Origin of the sequence: Streptomyces sp. 184 (genome assembly GCF_045781775.1) — a bacterium.
Lineage (GTDB): Bacteria > Actinomycetota > Actinomycetes > Streptomycetales > Streptomycetaceae > Streptomyces.
Genome location: NZ_CP123230.1, coordinates 2904830 through 2928893 on the forward strand (window position 1 = coordinate 2904830; position 24064 = coordinate 2928893).

21 protein-coding genes and 1 tRNA gene are annotated in these 24064 nt (G+C 72.0%); 20 read left to right on the forward strand and 2 right to left on the reverse strand.

What is annotated here, in order from left to right; translation table 11 throughout:
• Nucleotide 1 precedes the first annotated feature (1 nt).
• From QBL21_RS12395 to QBL21_RS12450, 12 genes are all read left to right on the forward strand, one after another.
• The gene (locus QBL21_RS12395) at nucleotides 2–1003 is read left to right on the forward strand and encodes a sugar phosphate isomerase/epimerase family protein (RefSeq protein WP_407562204.1); all 1002 of its coding nucleotides are present in this window, start codon (nucleotides 2–4) and stop codon (nucleotides 1001–1003) included.
• A gap of 231 nt (nucleotides 1004–1234) precedes the next feature.
• Nucleotides 1235–3664, forward strand: coding sequence for a PQQ-dependent sugar dehydrogenase (locus QBL21_RS12400; RefSeq protein WP_407566401.1), 2430 nt, complete (start codon nucleotides 1235–1237; stop codon nucleotides 3662–3664).
• Between the two features lie 78 nt (nucleotides 3665–3742).
• Nucleotides 3743–5086, forward strand: coding sequence for a ThuA domain-containing protein (locus tag QBL21_RS12405; RefSeq protein WP_407562205.1), 1344 nt, complete (start codon nucleotides 3743–3745; stop codon nucleotides 5084–5086).
• 83 nt (nucleotides 5087–5169) lie between these two features.
• Nucleotides 5170–6321, forward strand: coding sequence for an inositol-3-phosphate synthase (locus tag QBL21_RS12410; protein ID WP_407562206.1), 1152 nt, complete (start codon nucleotides 5170–5172; stop codon nucleotides 6319–6321).
• A 524-nt stretch (nucleotides 6322–6845) separates the two neighbouring features.
• Nucleotides 6846–7835 (forward strand): SCO3242 family prenyltransferase, encoded by a 990-nt coding sequence (locus tag QBL21_RS12415; RefSeq protein WP_407566402.1) that lies wholly within the window; start codon nucleotides 6846–6848, stop codon nucleotides 7833–7835.
• A complete protein-coding gene (locus QBL21_RS12420; RefSeq protein WP_407562207.1) occupies nucleotides 7832–8704 on the forward strand; it encodes a sugar phosphate isomerase/epimerase family protein in 873 nt (290 codons plus the stop codon). The genes QBL21_RS12415 and QBL21_RS12420 overlap by 4 nt, the downstream gene beginning before the upstream one ends.
• A gap of 136 nt (nucleotides 8705–8840) precedes the next feature.
• Nucleotides 8841–9512: an EboA domain-containing protein gene (locus QBL21_RS12425; protein WP_407562208.1), complete on the forward strand. Its 672-nt coding sequence runs from the start codon at nucleotides 8841–8843 to the stop codon at nucleotides 9510–9512.
• Nucleotides 9512–10369, forward strand: a complete 858-nt coding sequence (locus tag QBL21_RS12430) for a TatD family hydrolase (RefSeq protein WP_407562209.1) — start codon at nucleotides 9512–9514, stop codon at nucleotides 10367–10369. The genes QBL21_RS12425 and QBL21_RS12430 overlap by 1 nt, the downstream gene beginning before the upstream one ends.
• Nucleotides 10370–10372: 3 nt before the next feature.
• A complete protein-coding gene (eboE, locus tag QBL21_RS12435; RefSeq protein WP_407562210.1) occupies nucleotides 10373–11551 on the forward strand; it encodes a metabolite traffic protein EboE in 1179 nt (392 codons plus the stop codon).
• Complete coding sequence (locus QBL21_RS12440; RefSeq protein ID WP_407562211.1) at nucleotides 11548–12927, forward strand: alkaline phosphatase family protein; 1380 nt, start codon at nucleotides 11548–11550, stop codon at nucleotides 12925–12927. Before eboE ends, QBL21_RS12440 begins: the two co-directional genes overlap by 4 nt.
• Before the next feature lie 27 nt (nucleotides 12928–12954).
• The gene (locus tag QBL21_RS12445; RefSeq protein WP_407562212.1) at nucleotides 12955–14031 is read left to right on the forward strand and encodes a sugar phosphate isomerase/epimerase family protein; all 1077 of its coding nucleotides are present in this window, start codon (nucleotides 12955–12957) and stop codon (nucleotides 14029–14031) included.
• A 189-nt stretch (nucleotides 14032–14220) separates the two neighbouring features.
• A tRNA-Leu gene (locus tag QBL21_RS12450) sits at nucleotides 14221–14304 on the forward strand.
• A gap of 121 nt (nucleotides 14305–14425) precedes the next feature.
• On the opposite strand, the gene QBL21_RS12455 is transcribed toward QBL21_RS12450, so the two are convergent.
• Nucleotides 14426–14791 carry a zinc ribbon domain-containing protein gene (locus QBL21_RS12455; protein WP_407562213.1) on the reverse strand — a complete coding sequence of 122 codons (366 nt, stop codon included), beginning with the start codon at nucleotides 14789–14791 and terminating at the stop codon, nucleotides 14426–14428.
• A gap of 335 nt (nucleotides 14792–15126) precedes the next feature.
• On the opposite strand from QBL21_RS12455, the gene QBL21_RS12460 reads away from it, so the two are divergent.
• Nucleotides 15127–15318: a hypothetical protein gene (locus QBL21_RS12460; RefSeq protein WP_407562214.1), complete on the forward strand. Its 192-nt coding sequence runs from the start codon at nucleotides 15127–15129 to the stop codon at nucleotides 15316–15318.
• Nucleotides 15319–15398: 80 nt separating this feature from the next.
• Here the strand turns inward: QBL21_RS12460 and QBL21_RS12465 are convergent, their stop codons facing one another.
• Nucleotides 15399–16577 carry a substrate-binding domain-containing protein gene (locus QBL21_RS12465; RefSeq protein ID WP_407562215.1) on the reverse strand — a complete coding sequence of 393 codons (1179 nt, stop codon included), beginning with the start codon at nucleotides 16575–16577 and terminating at the stop codon, nucleotides 15399–15401.
• A gap of 86 nt (nucleotides 16578–16663) precedes the next feature.
• Between QBL21_RS12465 and QBL21_RS12470 the strand changes: the two genes are divergently transcribed.
• The 7 genes from QBL21_RS12470 to QBL21_RS12500 all read left to right on the forward strand — a co-directional run bounded on the left by QBL21_RS12470 (nucleotide 16664) and on the right by QBL21_RS12500 (nucleotide 23970).
• Nucleotides 16664–17800, forward strand: coding sequence for a Gfo/Idh/MocA family protein (locus tag QBL21_RS12470; protein ID WP_407562216.1), 1137 nt, complete (start codon nucleotides 16664–16666; stop codon nucleotides 17798–17800).
• A 171-nt stretch (nucleotides 17801–17971) separates the two neighbouring features.
• Nucleotides 17972–19006: a branched-chain amino acid ABC transporter permease gene (locus tag QBL21_RS12475; RefSeq protein WP_407562217.1), complete on the forward strand. Its 1035-nt coding sequence runs from the start codon at nucleotides 17972–17974 to the stop codon at nucleotides 19004–19006.
• Nucleotides 19003–20073, forward strand: a complete 1071-nt coding sequence (locus QBL21_RS12480) for a branched-chain amino acid ABC transporter permease (RefSeq protein WP_407562218.1) — start codon at nucleotides 19003–19005, stop codon at nucleotides 20071–20073. The genes QBL21_RS12475 and QBL21_RS12480 overlap by 4 nt, the downstream gene beginning before the upstream one ends.
• A 38-nt stretch (nucleotides 20074–20111) precedes the next feature.
• Nucleotides 20112–21530, forward strand: coding sequence for an ABC transporter substrate-binding protein (locus QBL21_RS12485; protein WP_407562219.1), 1419 nt, complete (start codon nucleotides 20112–20114; stop codon nucleotides 21528–21530).
• 12 nt (nucleotides 21531–21542) lie between these two features.
• On the forward strand, nucleotides 21543–22331 hold the full coding sequence (locus QBL21_RS12490) for an ABC transporter ATP-binding protein (RefSeq protein ID WP_407562220.1): 789 nt from the start codon (nucleotides 21543–21545) through the stop codon (nucleotides 22329–22331).
• On the forward strand, nucleotides 22328–23059 hold the full coding sequence (locus QBL21_RS12495; protein ID WP_407562221.1) for an ABC transporter ATP-binding protein: 732 nt from the start codon (nucleotides 22328–22330) through the stop codon (nucleotides 23057–23059). Before QBL21_RS12490 ends, QBL21_RS12495 begins: the two co-directional genes overlap by 4 nt.
• 53 nt (nucleotides 23060–23112) lie before the next feature.
• Complete coding sequence (locus QBL21_RS12500; protein WP_407562222.1) at nucleotides 23113–23970, forward strand: sugar phosphate isomerase/epimerase family protein; 858 nt, start codon at nucleotides 23113–23115, stop codon at nucleotides 23968–23970.
• The last annotated feature ends 94 nt before the right edge of the window (nucleotides 23971–24064 follow it).

The following is a 24064-nucleotide window of genomic DNA, read 5'->3' on the forward strand; positions in this document are numbered from 1 at the left end:
GATGCCCCGGTCCTTCACCCTCTTCACCGGCCAGTGGGCCGACCTCCCCCTGGAGGAGGTCTGCCGGCTCGCCCGCGACTTCGGCTACGACGGCCTCGAACTCGCCTGCTGGGGCGACCACTTCGAGGTGGACAAGGCCCTCAACGAGCCCGGCTACCTCGACGGCCGCCATCGGTTGCTGGAGAAGTACGGCCTGAAGTGCTGGGCGATCTCCAACCACCTGGTGGGCCAGGCGGTCTGCGACCACCCCATCGACGAGCGCCACCAGGCCATCCTGCCGGCCCGGATCTGGGGCGACGGCGAGCCCGAGGGCGTCCGGCAGCGGGCCGCCGCCGAGATCGCCGACACCGCGCGGGCGGCGGCGGCCTTCGGCGTGGACACCGTCATCGGCTTCACCGGCTCGTCGATCTGGCACCTGGTGGCGATGTTCCCGCCGGTGCCGCCGCACATGATCGAGCGCGGCTACCAGGACTTCGCCGACCGCTGGAACCCGATCCTCGACGTCTTCGACGCCGAGGGCGTGCGCTTCGCGCACGAGGTGCACCCGTCGGAGATCGCGTACGACTACTGGACGACGCACCAGGCGATGGAGGCGGTCGGCCACCGGCCCGCCTTCGGGCTGAACTTCGACCCCAGCCACTTCGTCTGGCAGGACCTGGACCCGGTCGGGTTCCTCTGGGACTTCAAGGACCGCATCTACCACGTGGATTGCAAGGAGGCCCGCAAGCGGCTCGACGGCCGCAACGGCCGGCTGGGGTCGCACCTGCCCTGGGGCGATCCGCGCCGCGGCTGGGACTTCGTCTCGGCCGGCCACGGCGACGTGCCGTGGGAGGACGTCTTCCGGATGCTCCGCTCGATCGGCTACGAGGGTCCGATCTCGGTGGAGTGGGAGGACGCCGGCATGGACCGGCTCCAGGGTGCGCCGGAGGCGCTGCGCGCGCTCAAGGCGCTCGACTTCGAGCCTCCGCAGGCGTCGTTCGACGCCGCCTTCGGCGGCGACTGACCGCCGTAGCGGCGGGGAGGGGAGCCCGGCGGCGGCACCTGCCGCCGGGCTGCTCCGGCATGTCCGGGGCACACTTTGTCCGCATCAAGGATGAAGATAACTGAAGTCCCGTCAAAGGGCTTCTCTATCCCGCAAAAGACGGTTACGTTCCTGTGATGTCCCTGACATAAACCCCCCACTCTCGGCAGGAGAGATCAGGTGCAGACCAGAAAGATCCGGAGAACCATCGCGATGGCGGCGGCGGCCCTGCTGGCCGCACCCGCCGTCGTGCTGAGCACGTCGGTCACCGGCTCCGCGCATCCCGGCCACGAGCACCCCGCGCCGGCGGCGGCGGAGTTCCAGCAGGTGACGCTGGCCAAGGGCGAGCCGGAGATGGGCGAGCCCATGACCATGGCCGTGCTGCCCGACCGGTCGGTGCTGCACACCTCCCGCGACGGCACGGTACGGCTGACGGACGCCGCCGGTACGACCAAGGTCGCCGGCGACATCGCGGTGTACAACAACGACGAGGAGGGCCTCCAGGGCGTCGGGGTCGACCCGGGCTTCGAGCAGAACCGCTTCGTCTACCTCTACTACGCGCCGCCCCTCGACACCCCCGGCGGCGGCGCCCCCGAGACGGGCAGCCCCGCCGACTTCGAGCGGTTCGACGGTGCGAACCGGCTGTCCCGGTTCGTGCTGAAGGACGACGGCACCCTGGACATGGGCAGCGAGCAGGGGATCCTGGACGTGCCCGCCTCCCGCGGGATCTGCTGCCACGTGGGCGGTGACATCGACTTCGACGCCGAGGGCAACCTGTACCTGTCCACCGGTGACGACACCAACCCGTTCGCCTCCGACGGCTACTCGCCCATCGACGAACGGGGCGATAGGAACCCGGCGTTCGACGCCCAGCGCTCCTCGGCGAACACCAACGACCTGCGCGGCAAGGTGCTGCGGATCAAGGTCAACGCCGACGGCTCGTACGACATCCCGGCCGGCAACCTCTTCGCGCCCGGCACGGACAGGACCAGGCCCGAGATCTACGCCATGGGCTTCCGCAACCCGTTCCGGATGAGCGTCGACAAGGCCACCGGCACCGTCTACCTCGGCGACTACGGCCCCGACGCCGGTGTCGCGAGCGGCACCCGCGGCCCGGCGGGGCAGGTCGAGTTCGCCCGCATCACCGAGCCCGGCAACTTCGGCTGGCCGTACTGCACCGGCGACAACGACGCCTACATCGACTACGACTTCGGCTCGGGAGCCTCGGGCGGCGCCTTCGACTGCTCGGCACCGGTGAACAACTCGCCGCACAACACCGGCCTGACCGAGCTGCCCCCCGCCCAGCCCGCCTGGATCCCCTACGGCGGCCCCAACGGCGGCCCGCCCGAGTTCGGCAACGGCTCCCAGTCCCCGATGGGCGGCCCGGTCTACCGCCAGGACGAGGTCGACCCCGGCTCCACCGTCGCCTTCCCGGCCGAGTACGAGGGCGACTACTTCGCCGGCGAGTTCGGCCGCAAGTGGATCAAGCGGGTCGAGCAGGGCAGCGACGGCACCGTCTCCGCCATCAGCGACTTCCCCTGGGCCGGCACCCAGGTCATGGACATGGACTTCGGCCCCGACGGCGCCCTCTACGTCCTCGACTACGGCACCGGCTACTTCGGCGGCGACGAGAACTCCGCCCTCTACCGCATCGAGACCATCAACGGCGGCGCCTCCCCGACCGCCGTGGCGTCCGCCGACGTCACCTCCGGGCAGGCGCCCCTGGCCGTGCAGTTCTCCTCCGAGGGCACGACCGACCCGGACAGCGCCGGCCTGACGTACGCCTGGGACTTCGGCGACGGTGGCACCTCCGACGAGGCCCACCCCTCGCACTCGTACGCCGGGAACGGCACGTACAACGTCACCCTCACGGTCTCCGACCCCGACGGGCTCACCGGCAGCGCCAACGTCCAGATCACCGTGGGCAACACCGCCCCCGCCGTGACCCTGGAGCTGCCCCGGGACGGCCAGTCCTTCAGCTTCGGCGACGACGTGCCCTTCGAGGTCACCGTCACCGACCCCGAGGACGGCGACGTCGACTGCACCAAGGTGCGGGTCGCGTACATCCTGGGCCACGACTCGCACGGCCACGAGATGGCGAACGCCAACGGGTGCAGCGGCACGCTCAAGACCACCGCGGACGGTGAGCACGACCCGAACGCCAACCTCTACGGCGGCCTCACCGCCACGTACACCGACGGCGGGGGCGGCGGCCAGGGCGCCCTGACCGGGACCGACCAGGCCAAGCTCCAGCCCAGGCACCGCCAGGCCGAGCACTACGACAGCTCCGAAGGCGTCGAGGTCACGGACAAGGCGGCGGCCAACGGCGGCAAGTCCGTCGGCTACATCGACAACGGCGACTGGATCGCCTTCGAGCCCTGGGTCCTCTCGGACGCCACCGAGCTGACCGCCCGGATCGCCTCCGCCGGCGCCGGCGGCACCCTGGAGGTGCGCGCGGGCGCCCCCGACGGGACGCTCCTCGGCTCCACCGCGGTACCCGTCACCGGCGGATGGGACACGTTCCAGGACGTCACGGCATCCCTGTCGGGCGCCCCGGACGGCACCACCGAGCTGTACCTCGTCTTCGTCGGCGGCGCAGGCTCGCTGTACGACCTGGACGACTTCACCCTCACCACCGGATAGCTCCCCCCACCGTCCCGCCGGCCCCCTAGGGGGCCGGCGGGGCGCCATCCACCCGACGACCCTCAAGGAGCACCCCACATGAAAGCTCCCGGACGTCTGGCCCTCGGGGCCGCGGCCGTCCTGCTCACCGGGATGGCCATGAACACCTCCTCCGCCGTCGCCGAGAAGCCCGCGGAGAGGCCCGCCGAGGAGGCGGCGGGCGAGCACGTGCTCGTCTTCTCCAAGACCGCGGGTTTCCGGCACGACTCCATCCCCGACGGCATCGCGACCATCCAGCAGCTCGGGGCCGAGAACGACTTCACCGTCGACGCCACCGAGGACGCCGGCGCGTTCACCGCCGAGAACCTCCAGCAGTACGACGCCGTCGTCTTCCTCTCCACCACCGGCGACGTGCTCGACACCACCCAGCAGCAGGCGTTCGAGGACTACGTCGGCGCCGGCGGCGGCTACGTCGGCGTACACGCCGCCGCGGACACCGAGTACGACTGGCCGTTCTACGGCGGCCTGGTCGGCGCGTACTTCGACTCGCACCCGCACAACCAGGACGCCACGGTCAAGGTCGAGGACCACGACCACCCCGCCACCGCGCACCTGGGTGACGAGTGGGTCCGCCACGACGAGTGGTACAACTACCGCACCAACCCCCGCGACCAGGCCCGGGTGCTCGCCACCCTGGACGAAAGCTCGTACACCGGCGGGAACATGGGCGGGGACCACCCCATCGCCTGGTGCCAGACGTACGAGAACGGCCGGTCCTTCTACACCGGCGGCGGGCACACCAAGGAGTCGTACGCGGAGCCGGACTTCCGCACCCATCTGCTCGGCGGCATCCAGTACGCCACCGGGGCCGTCGAGTCGGACTGTAGTGCGGCCGAGAGCGACTACACTCCGATCTTCGACGGCACCTCCACGGAGGGCTGGAAGCAGGCCGGTCCGGGTTCGTTCCGCCTGGAGGACGGCACCCTGACCTCGGAAGGCGGCATGGGCATGCTGTGGTACGAGGCCCGTGAGTTCACCTCGTACTCCCTGAAGCTCGACTGGCGAATGGAGGGCGACGACAACTCCGGCGTCTTCATCGGCTTCCCGGCCTCCGACGACCCCTGGTCGGCCGTGAACAACGGCTACGAGATCCAGATCGACGCCACCGACGCCGCGGACCGCACCACGGGGGCCGTCTACGGCTTCCAGTCCGCCGACGTCGCCGCGCGCGACGAGGCGCTCAACCCGCCGGGGGAGTGGAACACTTTCGAACTGCGCGTCGAGGGTGAGCACCTCCAGATCTTCCTCAACGACGTGAAGATCAACGACTTCACCAACACCGACCCCGCCCGCAGCCTTGCGGACGGACACATCGGGATCCAGAACCACGGTGCCGACGACCAGGTGTCGTTCCGCAACATCCTGGTGAAGGATCTCCCCTGAACGCCGTGGGCGGGAGGTCACGACGCCTCCCGCCCACGGGCGCACCGTGTAGCTGAACTGAACACACGTGGGAGGCAGCAGCCGTGACGGTCCATCCACAAGACACAGCGCCGCAACCGGCCAACCCGGTGACAGCCGATACCGGCGTCTGGCTCGTCGGCGCCCGCGGCTCCGTCGCCACGACCGTGATCACCGGCTGTGCCGCCCTGGCAGCCGGACTCCATCCCGCGGCCGGCATGGTCACCGAGACCGCGCCGTTCGCCGACTGCGGGCTGCCGGCCCCCGGCCGGCTGGTCTTCGGCGGCCACGACGTGACCTGCACCCCGCTGCCCAAGCGTGCGGAAGAACTCGCCGCCGGCGGCGTGCTCCCGCACGGGCTGCCCGCCGCCGTCGGCGCCGAACTGGCCGCCGCCGACGAGGAGATACGGACCGGCGGCCCGGAGCCCGGCGAGCCGTACGACGAGGACGCGCTGATCGACTCGTACGCCGCCGACATCACCGACTTCGTACGCCGCCGCAACCTCGCCCGCGCCGTCGTCGTCAACGTCGCCTCCACCGAGCCGGTCGCCACCGGCGACGCGCTGCCCGCCTCGTCCTGCTACGCCGCCGCCGCCCTGCGGGCCGGCTGCGCGTACGTCAACTTCACCCCCTCCACCGGCATGCACCACCCGCGGCTGCGCGAGCCGGCCGCCGCCTCCGGCCTGCCGTACGCCGGCCGCGACGGCAAGACCGGGCAGACGCTGCTGCGTTCGGTGCTGGCGCCGATGTTCCTCCAGCGCGCCCTGGACGTACGCGCCTGGTCCGGCACCAACCTCCTCGGCGGCGGCGACGGCGCCAACCTCGCCGGCGACCCGGCCGCCGCGGCGGCCAAGAACGTCGGCAAGGAGCGGGTACTCGCCGACTCCCTCGGCGCCGGCGTCGACGGCGAGGTGCACATCGACGACGTGCCCGCACTCGGCGACTGGAAGACCGCCTGGGACCACGTCGTCTTCGACGGCTTCCTCGGCACCCGCATGGTGCTCCAGACCATCTGGCAGGGCTGCGACTCGGCGCTCGCCGCGCCCCTGGTCCTCGACCTCGTCCGGATCGTCGCCCGCGCCCACGAGGCCGGGATCTCGGGGCCGGTGCCGGGCCTCGGGTTCTTCTTCAAGGACCCGGACGGCGGCCCGCCCGGCCTCGCCGACCAGTGGCGCGAGCTGCTGTCCGTCGCGGAGCGCCTGCGGGTGACGCGATGAGCGCCGCGAAGGACGGATCACGCCGCCCGGTGACCGCGAACCGGCCGGGCGGCGTCCGCCTGCTTGCGCTGGGCGCGGGCGTCGCGGGGGTTGCGGGCGCGGGTGTCCTGGGCACCGTCGCCGCCGCCGCACGCGGCCGGGGGACAACCCGGGTCGCCGCGCTGGCCGGCGGAGCGGGGCTGCTCGCGCTGGGCGCGGGGGCCGCGGCCCGCCGCCGCCGTCGCGGCCGGCCGGCCGGCAGTCCGTCGCCGGTCGCCGTCGTCTCCGGAGCAGTGGTGGGCGCGGGCGCCGCGGGGGTGGCCGCGCGGGTGCGCCGGAGCCGTGGCGCCGCACCGGCGGGCCGCGGGCCTGCCGCCGCCGCGGTGGCCGGGGGAGCGGTACTGCTCGCCGCCGCCGTCTCCGGCGCCGGGCCCGCCGTGCTGCGCCGGCCTCGCACCGCCGGGCCCACCGAGCCGGAGGCGCGCAGCGCCCAGGGGCGCAGGCAGCCCCCGTCGAAGGCCGCGCAGGCCCGCGCCTGGGTCGAACTGCTCCGCGTCTCGGCGCTGTTCACCGTCCCCGGCGACGCCCTCGCCGGCGCCGCCGCCGCCGGGCTGCGCCCCAACCGCGGCACCGCGCTGGCCATCGGCTCCTCCCTCTGCCTCTACGAGGCGGGCATGGCGCTCAACGACTACGCCGACCGCGACGTCGACGCCGTCGAGCGCCCGCAGCGCCCGCTGCCCTCCGGCCGGATCACCCCCCGCGCCGCGCTGACCGCCGCCGCCGCCCTGACCGCGGCGAGCCTCGGTCTGGCCGCCGCCGCGGGCCGCCGGCCGCTCGCGCTCGCCACGGCGCTCGCGGGGGCGGTGTGGGCGTACGACCTGAAGCTGAAGAACACCCCAGCGGGGCCCGCCGCGATGGCCGCCGCCCGCACCCTGGACCTGCTCCTGGGCGCCGCGGCGACCGGCGCCCGCGCGGGCGCGGGTGCGAAGCCGGCGGGCCTGCTGCCCGTACGCGACGCAGCCGCGACCGGCGGGGCCCGTACGACAGGGGCGGGCGTCACCGACGGCCCGCTCGCCGCCGCCCTCCTCCTGGGCGTCCACACCTACGCGGTCACCGTCGTCTCCCGCCGCGAGGTGGAGGGCGGCTCGACGGCCGTCCCGCTCGTCGGCCTCGCCGTCACCACCGCCGTCGCCGCCACCCTGCGCCACGGCAACGACCCGTATCCCGCACCGGATCCGCAACCGCGCCCGCCGGACAGGACCGGCGCACCACCGCCCGGCGGACCCCGGCTCGCGCTCACCCCCGGCGACCTGCTCGCCGGCGCGTACGCCGCCACCGCCGTCCGCCCGTACCTGCACGCCGCACTCAACCCCAGCCCGCAGCTCACCCAGCGCGCGGTCGGCGGCGGCATCCGCGCCATGATCCCGCTCCAGTCCGCCCTCGCCGCCCGCGCCGGCGCGCCCGGCAGCGCCGCCGCGCTGCTGGCCCTCGTGCCCGTCGCCCGCCGGCTCGCCCGGAAGGTGAGCCCGACATGACCCGGCTGCGCCTGGCCTACGGCACCAACGGCCTCACCGACCTGCGGCTCACCGACGCCGTCGCGCTCCTGGCCGACCTCGGCTACGACGGCATCGCGCTCACCCTCGACCACATGCACCTCGACCCGCTCGCGCCCGACCTGCCCGCCCGCACGGCCACCGTGCGGCGGCTGCTGGCCCGGCACGGGCTCGCGGTGACCATCGAGACCGGCGCCCGCTACGTCCTCGACCCGCGCCGCAAGCACCACCCCACGCTGCTCGACCCCGACCCCGAGGCCCGCGCCGTACGGTCCCGGCTGCTGCGCACCGCCGTGAACGTCGCGGCGGAGCTGGGCGCCAACGCCGTGCACTGCTTCAGCGGCACGCGCCCGTACGGGGTGGCGGAGCCGGACGCCTGGAAGCGGCTGGGCGCCGAGCTGACCCCGGTGCTGGCCGCCGCGGACGCCGCCGGGGTGCCGCTGGCCATCGAGCCGGAGCCCGGCCATCTGCTGTACGACCTCGCCGGGTTCCACCGGCTGCGCGAGGAGCTGGGCGACCCGCCGGCGCTGGCGCTGACCCTGGACATCGGGCACTGCCAGTGCCTGGAGGAGGCGCTGCCCGCCGACTGCGTGCGCGCCGCCGCGCCCTGGCTCGCGCACGTGCAGATCGAGGACATGTGCCGGGGCGTGCACGAGCACCTGCCCTTCGGCGAGGGCGAGATCGGCTTCCCGTCGGTGCTCGAAGCCCTCCAGACCACCGGCTACCGGGGCCTGATCAGCGTCGAGCTGCCCCGGCACTCGCACGCGGGCCCCGAGCTGGCGGGCAGCTCCATCCGTTTCCTGCGCGCGGCGGAGGAAGAGGCGCGGGCGAGAGGAGCGGTGCCGTGCTGAGCACCCGCCCGCCGTACGTACCCGCCCCCGCCGCCCCGCGGACGCCCGGAGTTCGCCGGGCCGTCGCGGCCGTGCGGTATGCCGGGGCCCGTGTGCCGCGCGCCGTGTCCGTGACCCGAGTGAAAGGAGCCGCGCAGTGGTGACCCCCAACCCCGACGCACCCGCGTCCGCACCCGCCCCCGTACCCGCCGCCGGACCCGCCGGGACGGCCGCCGCCCTGCGCGCGTCCGTCGAGGCCGGACTCGCGCCGGAGGCCCGCGAGTGGCTCGCCGCCGCGCTCGCCGACGCCGCCGCGGACACCCCCGGCCCCAGCGCCGGACTGCTCGCCTGGGAGGCCCACTTCGCCGCCGCGCGCCGCCGCTGCGGCGCGGAGGCGGCCGACGCCGTACGCGTGCTGATCCTGCACGCCGCCCGCGCCGACGAGCAGGTCGCCACCCGCGTCTACGACCGCGGCGACGCCGCCGAACGCCGCGCCGTGCTGCGCGCGCTGCCGCACCTGGACCTGGGCCCCGGCGCCGTACCGCTGGTCGAGGACGCGCTGCGTACCAACGACACCCGCCTGGTCGCCGCCGCCCTCGGCCCCTACGCCGCCACGCACCTCGGCGAGCACGCCTGGCGGCAGGCCGTCCTCAAGTGCCTGTTCACCGGCGTGCCCGCCGACGAGGTCGCCGGCCTGGCCGACCGCGCCGCCGGCGACGGCGAACTCGCCCGCATGCTCACCGACTACGCCCGCGAGCGGACGGCCGCCGGCCGCGACGTGCCGGCGGACCTCGACCGGATACTCGCCCTGACCCGCAAGGAGGTGTGATGCGCATCTTCGACCCGCACATCCACATGACGTCCCGCACGACCGACGACTACGCGGCCATGTACGACGCGGGCGTGCGCGCCCTCGTCGAGCCCTCCTTCTGGCTGGGGCAGCCCCGCACCTCCCCGCAGAGCTTCTACGACTACTTCGACTCGCTGCTCGGCTGGGAGCCCTTCCGCGCCGCCCAGTACGGCATCGCGCACCACTGCACGCTCGCGCTCAACCCCAAGGAGGCCAACGACCCGCGCCTCCTGCCGGTTCTCCAGGAGCTGCCGCGCTACCTGCTGAAGGACCACGTCGTGGCCGTCGGCGAGATCGGCTACGACTCCATGACCCCGGCCGAGGACCACGCGCTGGCCGCCCAGTTGGAGCTGGCCGCCGACCACGGGCTGCCCGCCATGGTGCACACGCCGCACCGCGACAAGGCCGCCGGCCTCGCCCGCACCCTCGACGTCGTACGCGAGTCCCGACTGGCGCCCGAGCGCGTCATCCTCGACCACCTCAACGAGACGACGGTGGCCGCCGCCCTGGACAGCGGCTGCTGGGCGGCCTTCTCCATCTACCCCGACACCAAGATGGACGAGGACCGGATGGTCCGCATCCTGCGCGAGTACGGCACCGAGCGGATGCTCGTCAACTCCGCCGCCGACTGGGGCAAGAGCGACCCGCTCAAGACCCGCAAGACCGCCGACGCCATGCTCGCCGCCGGCTTCACCGACGCCGACGTCGACAAGGTGCTCTGGCAGAACCCGGTGGCGTTCTACGGCCAGAGCGGCCGGCTGGAGCTGGAGCCGGAGAAGCCGGACGCCGGCGGGGCCACGTACGAAGGGAACTCCATCCTCCGAGGGGGAAGCTGAGCCATGCGCTTCAGACACCCCGACGGATCCCTCGTCCACCTCGCGTACTGCACCAACGTGCACCCCGCCGAGGACCTCGACGGGGTGATGGCGCAACTGCGCGACCACGCCGAGCCGGTGCGCCGCCGGCTCGGCCGCGACCGGCTGGGCATCGGCCTGTGGCTCGCGCGCGACGCCGTCCGCACCCTCGGCTCCGACCCCGCGGCGCTGCGCCGGCTGAAGAAGGCGCTCGACGAACGCGGCCTGGAGGCCGTCACCCTCAACGGCTTCCCGTACCAGGGGTTCGGCGACGAGGTCGTCAAGTACCGCGTCTACCGCCCCGACTGGACCGAGCCCGAGCGCCTGGACCACACCGTCGAGCTGGCCCGGCTGCTCGCCGCCCTGCTGCCCGACGACGTCACCGAGGGCACCATCTCCACCCTCCCGCTCGCCTGGCGCACCGACTTCGACGAGGCCGCCCGCAAGGCGTCGCTGACGGCGCTCGGCACCCTGGCCGCGCGCCTCGACGCCATCGAGGAGCTGACCGGCCGCTCCATCCGCGTCGGCCTGGAGCCGGAGCCCGGCTGCACGGTCGAGACCACCGCCGACGCGGTCGCGGCGCTCACCGCGGAGGGCGCGCCGCCCCCGGAGCGCATCGGACTCTGCGTCGACACCTGCCACCTGGCCACGTCCTTCGAGGACCCGGCCACCGCCATCGCCGGCATCACCGACGCGGGCCTGCCCATCGTCAAGTCGCAGCTCTCCGCGGCCCTGGTGGCCGACCGCCCGGCGGACCCGGGGGTACGGACCGCGCTGGCCGCCTTCGCGGAGCCGCGGTTCCTGCACCAGACCCGGATCCGCACCGCCGACGGCTCCGTACGCGCCACCGACGACCTCGACGAGGCACTGGCCGGCGGCCTCCCCGACGACGGCCCGTGGCGCGCCCACTTCCACGTACCGCTGCACGCGCCGCTGGAGCCGCCGCTGAAGGCCACGACGCCGGTGCTCGAAGAGACGCTGGCGCGCCTCGTCGGCGGTCCCGTGCCGCTGACCCGGCACCTGGAAGTGGAGACGTACACCTGGCAGGCTCTGCCCGCACACCTGCGGCCGCGCAGCCGCGCACAGCTCGCCGACGGCATCGCCGCCGAACTGTCCGTCGCCCGCGACCTGCTCACCTCGCTCGGCCTGAAGGAGCTGCCATGACGCCCCCGAAGCGGCTGGTCGTCGTCGACGTCGTCGGTCTCACGCCGCGTCTCCTCGACCACATGCCCCACCTGCGCGCGCTGGCCGACGCCGGCTCGAACAGCGCGCTGACGCCGCCGCTGCCCGCCGTCACCTGCACCGTGCAGTCGACGATCCTCACCGGCGCCACACCGGCGGAGCACGGGATCGTCGCCAACGGCTGGTACTTCCGCGACGTGGGCGAGATCTTCCTGTGGCGCCAGCACAACCAGCTCGTCGGCGGCGACAAGCTGTGGGACGCCGCCCGGCGCGCGTACCCCGGCTACACCGTGGCCAACGTCTGCTGGTGGTACGCGATGGGCATGGACACCGACTACATCGTCACCCCGCGCCCCGTCTACTACGCCGACGGCCGCAAGGAGCCCGACTGCTACACCCGGCCGCCGGAGCTGAAGGACGAACTGTATTCCGCCTTCGGCACGTTCCCCCTCTTCACCTACTGGGGGCCCACCGCGAGCATCGTGTCCTCGCAGTGGATCATCGACGCCTCGCGGCACATCCTCGACGCGTACAGCCCTGACCTCACCCTCGTCTACCTCCCGCACCTCGACTACGACCTCCAGCGCTACGGTCCCGACGACCCGCGCTCGCACGCCGCCGCGCGCGAGCTGGACGACGCGCTGGCGCCGCTGCTGGCCGACGCGCGGGCGGCGGACGCGGAGACCGTGGTGCTCTCGGAGTACGGCATCACGCAGGCGGCCAGGCCCGTGGACGTCAACCGCGCGCTGCGCAAGGCCGGGCTGCTGGAGGTCTACACGCAGGACGGGATGGAGTACCTGGACCCGTGGGCGTCGCGCGCCTTCGCGGTCTCGGACCACCAGATCGCCCACGTCTACGTCCGCGACCCCGCGGACATCGAGGCCACCCGGGAGATCCTCACCAAGCTCCCCGGCGTCGCCGACGTCCTCTCCGACTCCGGCAAGAAGGCCCACGGCCTGGACCACCCGCGCTCCGGCGAACTGGTCGCGGTGGCGGAGCAGGACGCCTGGTTCACGTACTACTACTGGCTCGACGACGACCGTGCCCCGGACTTCGCCCAGCTCGTCGAGATCCACCGCAAACCCGGCTACGACCCCGCCGAGCTGTTCATGGACCCCACCGACCCGTACGTACGCCTGCGGGCGGTCTCCGCGATCGCCCGCAAGAAGGCCGGGATGCGCTACCGCCTGGCCGTCGTCCCGCTCGACCCCGCCCCGGTGCGCGGCACCCACGGCCGCCTCCCGGAGGACGAGCGCGACGGCCCCGTGCTGATCACCACCCGGCCGGGAGCCACCTCGGGTCCCGTACCGGCGACCGACGTGAAGTCCCTGCTGCTGTCGCTCGCCGGTCTCGACTAGCCGATCCGCCCGTCAAGGAGCGTTGCCATGTCCACCAAGAACAGCGAAGAACTCGACCACGCCCTCAACAGACGCAGATTCCTCGGCGTCGCCGCCGGCACCACGGCGGCGGCGATAGCCGGCACCGCCGCCGCGACGGGCGCCGCGGCGCACCCGCACGGCGGCGGCCACGGTCATGGCGGTGGCCACGGCGGCGGTCACGGTCACGGCCACGGCCGGCCCGCCGTCCCGCACGGCCGGCTGGGCATCCAGCTCTACACCCTCCGCGACCAGGTCGGCACGGCCGGCTTCGGCAAGGTCTTCGACGCCCTGGAGCGCTACGGCTACGACCAGGTCGAATACGCCGGCTACACCCAGGGCAACGGCCCCATCACCCTGCCCCAGCTCCGCCGCCTGGCCCGCAACCACGGCCTGCGCGCCATCGGCAGCCACGTCGCGTACCACGTCGGCGACCCGGCGGGCTACTCCTTCGCCACCAGCCTGGAGCAGGTCCTCGACGACGCCGAGGCCCTGGACATCCCGTACGTCGGCACCTGGGACGGCCCGTTCCGCTACGGCAACACGGTCGACGGGGTCAAGCGCGCCTCGGCGGAGTTCAACACCTACGGCGCGGCGGCCCGGCGCCGCGGCCTGCGCTTCTACCAGCACAACCACGGCAACGAGTTCGGCTTCTGCACCGACGACCCGACGGTGCGCATCTACGACCTGATGCTCGCCGAGACCGACCCGGACCTGGTGTTCATGGAGATGGACATCTACTGGGCCTACACCGGCGTCCACCGCTTCAGCGTCCGCCCGGACGGCACCCCGGCCCCGTTCGACCCGCTGGACTACGTCACGGCCGACCCGCGGCGCTTCCCGCTGTTCCACGTCAAGGACGGCGAGCACGACGAGGCGTCCCAGGACGGCTACCACATGGTGGACGTGGGCGACGGCGACATCGACTACGAGCGCTTCATCAGCACCGTCGCGCGCGGTCGCTACCGCAAGTACCACAACTGGCTCGTCGAACGCGACGACGCGGTGGACCCCGCCACCAACCCGGCCGGCTCCCTCACCACCGCCCGCCGCTCGGCCAACCACCTCCACCGCCTCCGCGCCTGACCGCACCGCCCTGTGCCCCACTCGCCCCGAACCCCCCGGCCCGCCGCCCCACCGGCGGGCCGGGGCCACACCGCTCACCCCCCGCAGCCCCCGGCCACGCCCCGTAACCAAATACGGGTGCGAGCCACCCCCGAATCCTTGGTATCGTTGGCCGTGCCCCGCGGCCCTCTGCCGCGGCACGGCAACCCGGTCCGGGTGGCGGAATGGCAGACGCGCTAGCTTGAGGTGCTAGTGCCCGTAAAGGGCGTGGGGGTTCAAGTCCCCCCTCGGACACATGATTGCCCCACGACCGCGGGTTTGCGGGCAGGTTTCATTGGCACCCGGCTCTCACTTGGAGTGAGGGACGGGTGCATTTTGCTGCGTCCGTCCCAGCGGTGGAGTGGGGCGCTGGGGCTCAGGCGATGTGGATCCTTTCTCTCGTCGGGGTGCCGGCGGTCAGGGTCTGGTCCGCCGGGTCGTAGGTCAGGGTCACGTTCTCGGCCCGCAGCCGGGCGGCTGCCGCTTCGGGACTGGTCGGCTCGTCGCCTTCGGTGAGGCGGAGCAGCAGGGCGGGCAGACGGGCCAGGATGCGGTCCTCACGGACGTAGGTGTTGCGTGGCCGACCGGTGCTGGGGCCGGTGGCGGTGGTGCGGCCGTGTCGGCAGCGGTAGGCCGGGCGGTCGTGGGACCAGCAGGAGTCCATTCGCCGCCCGCACACCCCGCAGTGCAGCACTCCGGCGAGGAGGTAGGTGCGCCCCGGCGCGGTGGCGGTGGCCCGCATGCCCTGGTCGGCGAGGAAGTCGGCCTCGCCGACCAGAGCCGGATGCGCCTGCTCGCGGGAGATGATCCAGTTCTGCGGCGGGTTCCAGCGGGCGATGCCGCGGTGGCCGAGCCTCGCCGCGCGCCGACGGCCGGGCGTTCTTCCACACCAGCCCGCTCCAGCACCGCGCGACGGGCGAGGACCCCGGCTCCGCCGCCGAGGGCGAGGTCAGCCCGCGCGCCGAGGGCGGCACCCGGGCGCCCTGGTTCGACGTCTCGTGCTGCCCCACCAACGTCGCCCGCACCCTGGCCGCCTGACACACCTACCTGGCCACGGCCGGGCGGCGGGAGCTGACGGTGCTGCGGTACGCGAGCGGCCGGATCGCGTGCGAGCTGGGCGACGGACGGACGGTGGCCGTGGAGGTGGAGACGGCAGACCCGGCGGAAGGACTGGTGACGATCCGGGTGGTGGACGCGCCCGCGGGTGCCATGGCGCTGCGGCTGCGGCCCCGCCACCATGCGCGTGTGCCTGCCCACAGCACCGAGTGACCGGGGCCGGCGTGGATAGACCGGGCGGAGACCGGTCGTGCGCGGCGCGGGCGCGCTGTTCTCGTCATCGACTCGCGCGTCTAGTCGCTCCAGAAGACCTGACGTGCGACGGATCCGTTCACTGACCGGCGGTACTGGCCCGGTGATTTGCCGGTGCGCTTTTTGAACACGACGCTCATGTACTCGGAATGGCTGAAGCCGAGTCGTTCCGCGATCTGCTGGAGCGTCCAGTCGGTCGAGGACAGCAGTTCGGCGATGTGTGCCACCCGGACGCGCACGATCTCGCCGTGGACCGTCCGGCCCAGATTCCGAAGGAACCGGTGGTCGAGCGCTCGTCTGGAGAGCCCGACGTGCCGGAGCACGGCGGTTACCGCGAGATTCTGATCCGAATGGTCGCGGATGAACCGCAGGGCCTCGGCGACAAGGGGATCATCCACGGCGAGGATGTCCGAGGACTGCCGGGCGACAAGCCGGGTCGGTTCGATCAGGCGCAGGCCCGGTTCGAGGGAGTGGCCCTGCATGATGCGGTCCAGGAGTTCGGCGGCGAGGTATCCCGTCCGCGTCGTGTCGGGCTCAATGCTCGACAGCGGGGGCGTGGTGAGGCTGCCGATGAGTTCGTCGTTGTCGACACCGATGACGGCGACCGAGTCGGGCACCGCGAGGTCTGCGGTTTTGCAGGCTTCCAGCACCTCTTGGCCGGCGATGTCATAACAGGCGAAGACCCCGACCGGTTTGGGGAGATCCGTGAGCCAGGCCGCGAGCAGCTCGCGGTCGGCAGCGCGCATCCCCGAGGGCTGCATCCGGAACTCCCGCGAGACCGAGCCGCGTTCGCGCACATGCTCCGCGAACCAGGCGCCGCGCTTGACCGACCATCCGAAGCGTTCGTCGCCGCAGTAGGCGAAGTGCCGCAGGCCCCGTTCCTCGAAGTGCTGGAGGGCCCACCGCGCGATCGTGGCGTCGTCGGTCTCGACGCCGGGCAGTTCGGGCACGAGCCGTGCCGCACTGAGATCGACCGTGGGCAGGCCGAGCCGCCGGATGAACGAAGCAGTCTCGGCGCTCTCGATACGCGCCAGCACGCCGTGGCCGTGCCAGTCTTCGAGCCACGAGAAGTCGGTCTCGTGGCGGCTGTGTTCTGCGAGATACATCGACCAGCCCGGGTGGGCTTCGACGTACTTCTTCACGCCCACCAGCACGCCGCGGGCGTAGGCGTTCGAGGTTTCGACCAGCAGCGCCACATGACGTGTCTGTCGGGCGGGCATGTAAAAATTCTAAGGCAGCCTGCGGGATAACGCATGGCTTGGTCTCCGCCGCCGTCCGTAATCTACACGGCCATGGGAGGTCAACGATGACGCAGAGAGTACGGGTGGCGATTGCCGGACTCGGGTTCGGTGCTGAGTTCATCCCCATCTATCAGGCCCATCCCGATGCCGAGTTGGTGGCCGTCTGCCAACGCACCGAGTCGACACTGGCCGAGGTCGCCGATCACTTCGGTGTCCCGGGCCGTTTCACCAGCTATGACGAGATGATGCAGGACCCCGCCATCGACGCCGTCCACATCAACACCCCGATTCCCAGCCACGCCGAGCACACCGTGTCGGCCCTCCGTGCCGGGAAACACGTCGCGTGCACGGTGCCGATGGCCACGACGCTCGACGAATGCCGGGAGATCGTCGCCGCCGTCCGGGAATCGGGCAGGACGTACATGATGATGGAAACGGTCGTCTACTCCCGCGAGTTCCTGCACGTCCGCGATCTCGTGGAGAACGGCACGATAGGCCGGGTCCAGTTCCTGCGCGGCGCCCATTACCAGGAAATGGCGGGCTGGCCCGGGTACTGGGAGGGCCTGCCGCCCATGCATTACGCGACGCACGCGGTGAGTCCGGTGCTGAGTCTCGCCGGTGCGCTGGCGGAGAGCGTCGTGTGTATCGGCTCCGGCCGAATCTCCCCCCGTCTCGCGGACAAGTACGGTTCGCCGTTCGCGGTCGAAAGCGCCCTGATCACCCTCCGCGGCTCGCCCGTCGGTGCCGAGATCGCTCGTTCGCTTTTCGAGACGGCACGTGAATACGTCGAAAGCTTCACGGTGTTCGGGAGCCGGGCGAGCTTCGAATGGGAACAGACTCAGGGCTCCGGGCATGTGCTGCACACCGGGGAGGTCCCGAAGAGCATCGAGATCCCGGACTTCGCTCACCGATTGCCGTCTCAGATCGCTCCGTTCACGACCCGCGGCGTCTACGACGACGAGAACGAGCACCTCTCCTTCGTTCAGGGCGGCGGCCACGGCGGGTCACATCCGCATCTGGCACACGAGTTCATCCGGAGCATCGTCGAGGATCGTGCATCCGCGATCGATGAGGTCACCGCGGCGAACTGGACGTCGGTGGGCATCTGCGCGCACGCATCGGCCATGGGCGGGGGAGCGCAGGTGCTGATCCCCGACTACCAGGAACTCCGCGAGCAGGGGAATTCCGTCGACCCCGGGTGAACCGGAACACGCGCCGCTTCACCGTACCGAAAACGGGAGGAATGGATGAAGCCTGCCCGGATCGATCCACCACAGGCAGAACACGACGATGCCGATAAGGGGAATGCCCGTACCCGCGCGGGCGGTGTCCCCGAGAACACGAACCCGCGAGGCAGGGCGGTGGATCCCGCAATGCGCCTGCGCGGGGCCCTTCGCAGGCTTCCGGTCTGGGCCGTCGCCATGGCCGTCACCGCCGTTGCCGCATGGGTGGCGTTCCTCGCCGACGACACTCCGGCCGGACCCGCGACGGAGGACCCGGGCAAGTTCCTCGTCACCGTGCTCGACGCGGTCACGTTCGCCGGGCTGCTTTTCGTCGCGGCGTCCGGCTTCACCCTGATCTTCGGGCTGATGCGCACCGTGAACATGGCGCACGGCTCGCTGTTCCTGCTGGCCGCGTACATCGCCATCCGGGTGCAGGAGGCGATGGTCGGCCAGTCCCGCAACATCGAACCGGGGCACGTCGGCCCGCTGGAGTGGGTGGTGCCGATGCTGGCCGGCGCCGGCGTCGCGGCCGTGGCCGGCCTGGCGATCCAGCAGCTCTTCCTGCATTGGAACGAGGGCCAGGAGCTGCGTCAGGCGCTGATGACGCTCGCCCTCACGGTCGTCCTGGCCGACCAGATGCTGCGCGAGTTCGGCGGGCTGGCCCAGACGATGGTGTGGCCCGGTGCGATCACGCACTTCTTCTCCGTCCAGGGCGAGCGCTACCCCGTCACACGCGTGTTCATCCTCGGCGTGGCCGTGCTGGTCGGCGTGCTGCTGTGGCTCTGGCTGACCAGGACGGGCATGGGGATGGTGATCCGGGCCGGCGTGGACGACCGCGAGATGGTGCGCGGACTCGGCATCAACATCAAGCTGGTCTTCGCGATCACCTTCTTCGTCGGCTCGTTTCTGGCGGGCGTGGGCGGCGTGCTCGGGGCTTCCTTCGCCGGAGCCGCGCCCGGCACCGACGGCAACTGGCTGCTGAACTCACTCGTCGTCGTCATCATCGGCGGCCTCGGCTCGCTCCGGGGCGCCGCGGCCGGCTCGCTGCTGTACGGCACCGTCGTCGCGTTCTCGCCCGCCTACCTGCCGAGTCAGTACTCCTACTACGCGATCATCATGACCTTCGTCCTGCTGGCGCTGGTCCTGGCGATCCGGCCCTACGGACTGTTCGGGAGACCGGCATGACCACACGTGGCCTGCTCACCAGGAGCAACCTTCTCGGCGCCGCTCTGGTCGTCGTCCTGCTGATCCTGCCGAATCTGGCGACGGCGTACTTCGTCAACTTCGTCATGACGCAGACGCTCATCCTGGGCCTGGCGGCGGCGACCATCGTGTTCCTCGCCAAGTACGGGGGCATGGTCTCCCTCGCCCAGTTCCTGCTGTTCGGCGTCGCCGGCTTCATGTTCGGCAACGCGGCCCAGGAGACCGGGGCCCGCGGGCTGAACCTCGGCTGGCATCCCTGGACGGCGGTCGCGTTCGCCCTCGTGGTGACCACCGCGGCGGCGTTAGTCCTCGGCGCACTCGCCAGCCGCAGCACCGGGCTCTACTTCCTGATGCTCACGATGGTCTACGCCGTCATCGGCTACTACGTGTTCGCCCAGATCGTCGAGATCTCCGGGCCGGGCGGCCTCACCAGCATCCAGCGGCCGGACCTCCTGGGTCCGCCGGTGCGGCTGTACTACACAGGGCTCGGGCTCTCGGTGCTGGCGTACCTCGGCCTCCGGGCGGTCGGGCGGACCGCGTTCGGGCTGGCGCTGCAGGGCATCCGCGACGATCCGGTCCGGATGGCGTCGCTGGGGTTCAACGTGCCGCTGCACCGGGCGCTGGCCTTCACCCTGGCCGGGTTCACGGCCGGGGCGGCCGGGCTGCTGAACGTGTGGTGGAACGGCCAGATCGATCCCGCGTCGATCGCGATCGGACCCACCCTGATCCTGCTGATCATCGCGGTGATCGGCGGCATCTCGTCCTTCGAGGGCGCCTGGCTGGGCGCCTTCGTCTACGTACTGATCTTCACCTACCTGCGCGATCTGCCGCTGATCGACCGGATCGGCATCACCGAAGCACGGTTCAACACCGTGATCGGAGTGATCGTCCTGGTGATCATGATGCTCTCTCCCGAGGGGCTCACCGGGATCGCCCGGCGACTGCGTCGCCGTACCCGGCCACCCACCCGAACCGGGACGGACACGTCCACCGGAGAAGCGCCGCCCGTTCGCACGACCGAGAAGGAACTGGGAGTAACACGATCATGAGCGCACTCAGACGACCAGTGGCACTGACACTCTCCGTGGTGGCGAGCCTGGCACTGACGGCCGCGGGATGCAGCGGGGACGGCGGCTCCTCCGGGCTGCCCGCCGACGAGCAGTCGGCCGGGTTCTCCGCGAAGGGCGACGGCGTCCGGCTGGGGATCCTGGGCCAGTGCGAGGGCCCGTTCGGCGGATTCCACGAGGACGTGGTCGCGGGCACGACGCTCGCCTTCGCCCGGTACGCCGGCGCGAGCCCGAACTCGTCCACCAGCGCATTGAAGGGCTTCAGTGACGCGGAGGTCGCGGGCACCCCGATCGAACTCGTCGGCATCGGCTGCGGCGACGACACCGCCGACCGCATCCTCCAGGAGGTGCGCCGCCTGGTGGAGCAGCAGGGGGCCAACGTCATCATCGGCCCGCTCTCCGGCGACGAGGGCATCGCCATCGCCGAGTATGCGAAGGGCAAGCCCGACCTCACGGTGCTCGCCGGCATCTCCGGCTCGCAGGAGCAGACCCTGCAGGTCCAGGCGCCGAACTACTTCCGGTTCTACGGTGACGGCGCGATCTGGAACGCCGGCCTCGGCGACCTGCTGTACAACGAGAAGGGCTGGCGCAAGGTCGCGGTCATCGCCGACGACTACAGCTTCGGCCACACCTCGGCGGCCGGCTTCGTCGCCGACTTCTGCGGCGTCGGCGGCGAGATCACCCACCGGGTGTTCCCGCCCCTGGGCACCACCGACTACTCCTCCTACATCGCGCAGCTGCCGGACCGGGACGAGGTGGACGGCTACTTCTGGGCCGTGGGCGGCACCGGTACGCAGGCCGCGCTGGAGGCGTTCGTCAACGCCAAGGGCGACCTGACCGGCGACGAGCACGCGGGCAACTTCTTCTTCAACCCGGACCTCGCCCAGGCGCTCGGCACCGACATCGCCGGCGCGCACATCGGCGGCTTCGCCACGCTGCCGGGCGACATCCAGACCCCGGAGATCAAGGAGTACCTGGCCGCCGCCGACGAGACGTGGGAGACGATCCCGGGATCGCTGAGCGGCAACGAACCCGCCCCGCCGTCCACCGCCGCGGCCTTCGGCTTCTTCTACGGGTACTACACGGCCGGCGTGGCACTGGTCGAGGGGCTCAAGGCGGTCGACGGCGACATCTCCGACCCCAAGGCGTTCCAGGCCGCCATCGCCGGCCTCACCCTCGACCTGCCGCACGGCGACATCAGCCTGGACGAGAACCGCAGCGGCATCGTCGACGTCGGGCTCTCGCGCCTCGCCGTCAACGACTCCGACGAGGTCGTACAGGAGAGCGTGGCCGTCGTCCCCGGCGTCGACCAGACCTTCGGCGGCACGTTCAGCCCGGACACCCCGTCACCCGGCCGGGACTTCCCGAAGTGCGAGAAGCGGGACCTGCCCTGGGAGGGCAAGGCCATCCCCGTCGTCAACGGCGTCCCGCAGAGATAGGAGGTCCCGGTCATGGCCCACACCCATACGACGCCATCCGAGCCCGCCGGCTGGGCGCCCGTCGTCCAGGTACGCGCGGTCACGGTGGCGTTCGGCGGCCTGCTCGCCCTGCGCGGAATCGACCTCGCCGTCGCGCGGGGCGAGCGGCTGGCGATCCTCGGGCCCAACGGAGCCGGTAAGACCACGCTGTTCAACGTGATCGCCGGTGGGGTCACGCCGACCAGCGGCTCCGTCGTCATCAAGGGCGTCGAATGCGTCCACCGGCCGTCGCGCTACCGGCCGCGCCTCGGCGTCGCCCGGACGTACCAGAAGGCGCGGGCCCTGGCCGGTCTCACGGTGCGGGAGAACATCTACCTCGCGCTCGCCGGGGTGCGGGGCCGGCACCGCGCGCTGTGGCGTTCGTCCGCCGACCGGCGGATGGGCGACGAGGCCGCCGGGGTGGCGGACCGGGTGTGGCTGTCCGGGCAGCTCGACGCCGCGGCCGGGGAGCTGTCCCACGGGCAGCAGCGCCAGCTGGAACTCGGTATGGCAATCGCCACGAGGCCGGACGTGATGCTGCTCGACGAGCCGGCGTCCGGCCTGTCGCGGGGCGAGCGTGAACGGCTCGTCGAGCTGCTGGAGTCGTTCGACGAGGAGCTGACCCTGCTGCTCATCGAGCATGACATGGACGTGGCATTCCGCATCGCCCAGCGGGTGGTGGTGATGGCCGACGGCGAGCAGGTCACGGCCGGCACCCCCGACCAGGTCCGCGGCGATCCCCAGGTCCATCGGATCTACCTCGGTACGGAGGCACCGGCATGAGCACCGCACCCCTGCTCGAAGTCCGCCGGCTGCGGGCCGGCTACGGCGCCTCCGTCGTCCTGGAAGATCTCGACTTCAGCATGGGGGTCGAGGCGGTCGGGATCGTCGGCCGCAACGGCATGGGGAAGACCACGCTCTGCGACACGCTTGTCGGTTTCCTGCCGCCGTCGGGCGGGGCGATCCGGCTGCGGGGCGAGCGGATCGACGGCCGGACGCCGGAGAAGATCGCAGGTGCCGGTATCGCCTACGTCCCGCAGGGCCGCCGGCTGTTCCCCTCGCTCACCGTCGACGAGCACCTGGCCATGCTGGCCCGCCGCACGCGTGCCAAGCGGTGGACCCCCGAGGCGGTCTACGAGCTGTTCCCGCGTCTGGCCGAGCGTAAGAAGCACGGCGGGGGCGCACTCTCGGGCGGCGAGCAGCAGATGCTCGCCGTCGGGCGGGCGCTGCTGCTGAACGCGCACCTGATCGTCATGGACGAGCCGTCCGAGGGGCTGGCCCCGACCATCGTCGACGTGCTCGTCGACGTCGTGCACCGCCTGGTCGACGAAGGGGTGGCCGTACTCGTCGTCGAGCAGAACCTGCGCGCCGCGGTCCGGATGGCGAAGCGCCAGCTCGTCATGGTGTCCGGCCGACTGGAGGCCGAGTTCGCCGGCGACGAACTGCTCGGCCGACCGGACCTGCAGAGCAGGTACCTCGGAGTCGGCGGCGCCGACCGGGCGCTTCGGTGAGACGTCGGGCCCGGACCGTGCGGAGGACGAAGGGCAACGCGATGGGAGGACCGATGAAAGCGACGACGAGGACGTTCGGGGTCAACACCTGGGTGTGGACCTCGCCCCTGACCGACGGGCGGCTGGCCGAACTGGCGCCACGCATCCGGGAGTGGGGCTTCGACGTGGTCGAGCTGCCGGTGGAGAACGTCGGCGACTGGGACCCCGGCCGAACGGCGAAGCTGCTCGACTCCCTCGGCCTGTCGGCGACCGTCGTGGTGGCCATGGGTCTGGGCCGCGAGCTGGTGTCGACCGACCGCGCGACGCTGGCCCGCACGCAGTACTTCCTGCAGCAGGTGGTCGACACGGCGGCCGCGGTGTCCTCGCCGGTGGTCGCGGGGCCGGTCTACGCGTCCGTGGGACGTACCTGGCGGATGGCCGACGCGGAGCGCCGCGCCTGCTACGAGCAGCTGCGGGACAACCTCGCTCCCGTGGTGGAGCACGCGCGGGGCGCCGGCGTCACCGTGGCGGTCGAACCCCTCAACCGCTACGAGACGAGCGTCCTCAACACCGTCGACCAGGCGCTCGACGCGCTGGCCGGCCTGCCGCCCGAAGGCTGCGGCATCGCCCTGGACGTCTACCACATGAACATCGAGGAGCAGGACATCCCGGCGGCCGTCCGGCGGGCCGGGGACCGGATCGCCCACGTCCAGGTCTGTGCGAACGACCGGGGTGCCCCGGGGGCCGACCACCTCGACTGGCCGGGCATCCTCACCGCTCTCGACGAGGCCGGGTACCGGGGGCCGCTGGTGATCGAGTCGTTCACCGGGGACAACGAGACGATCGCGACGGCCGCCTCGATCTGGCGCCCGCTGGCGCCGAGCCAGGACGTGATCGCCGTCGACGGACTGTCCTTCCTCGCCGGGCTGTGATCCGGGCACCTTCGTACCCCTTTATTTCTTCGGTCTGGACTCGCAACAAAGTGACGGAGAGGACTATGCGAAAACGTCATCGATTCACCCTTTT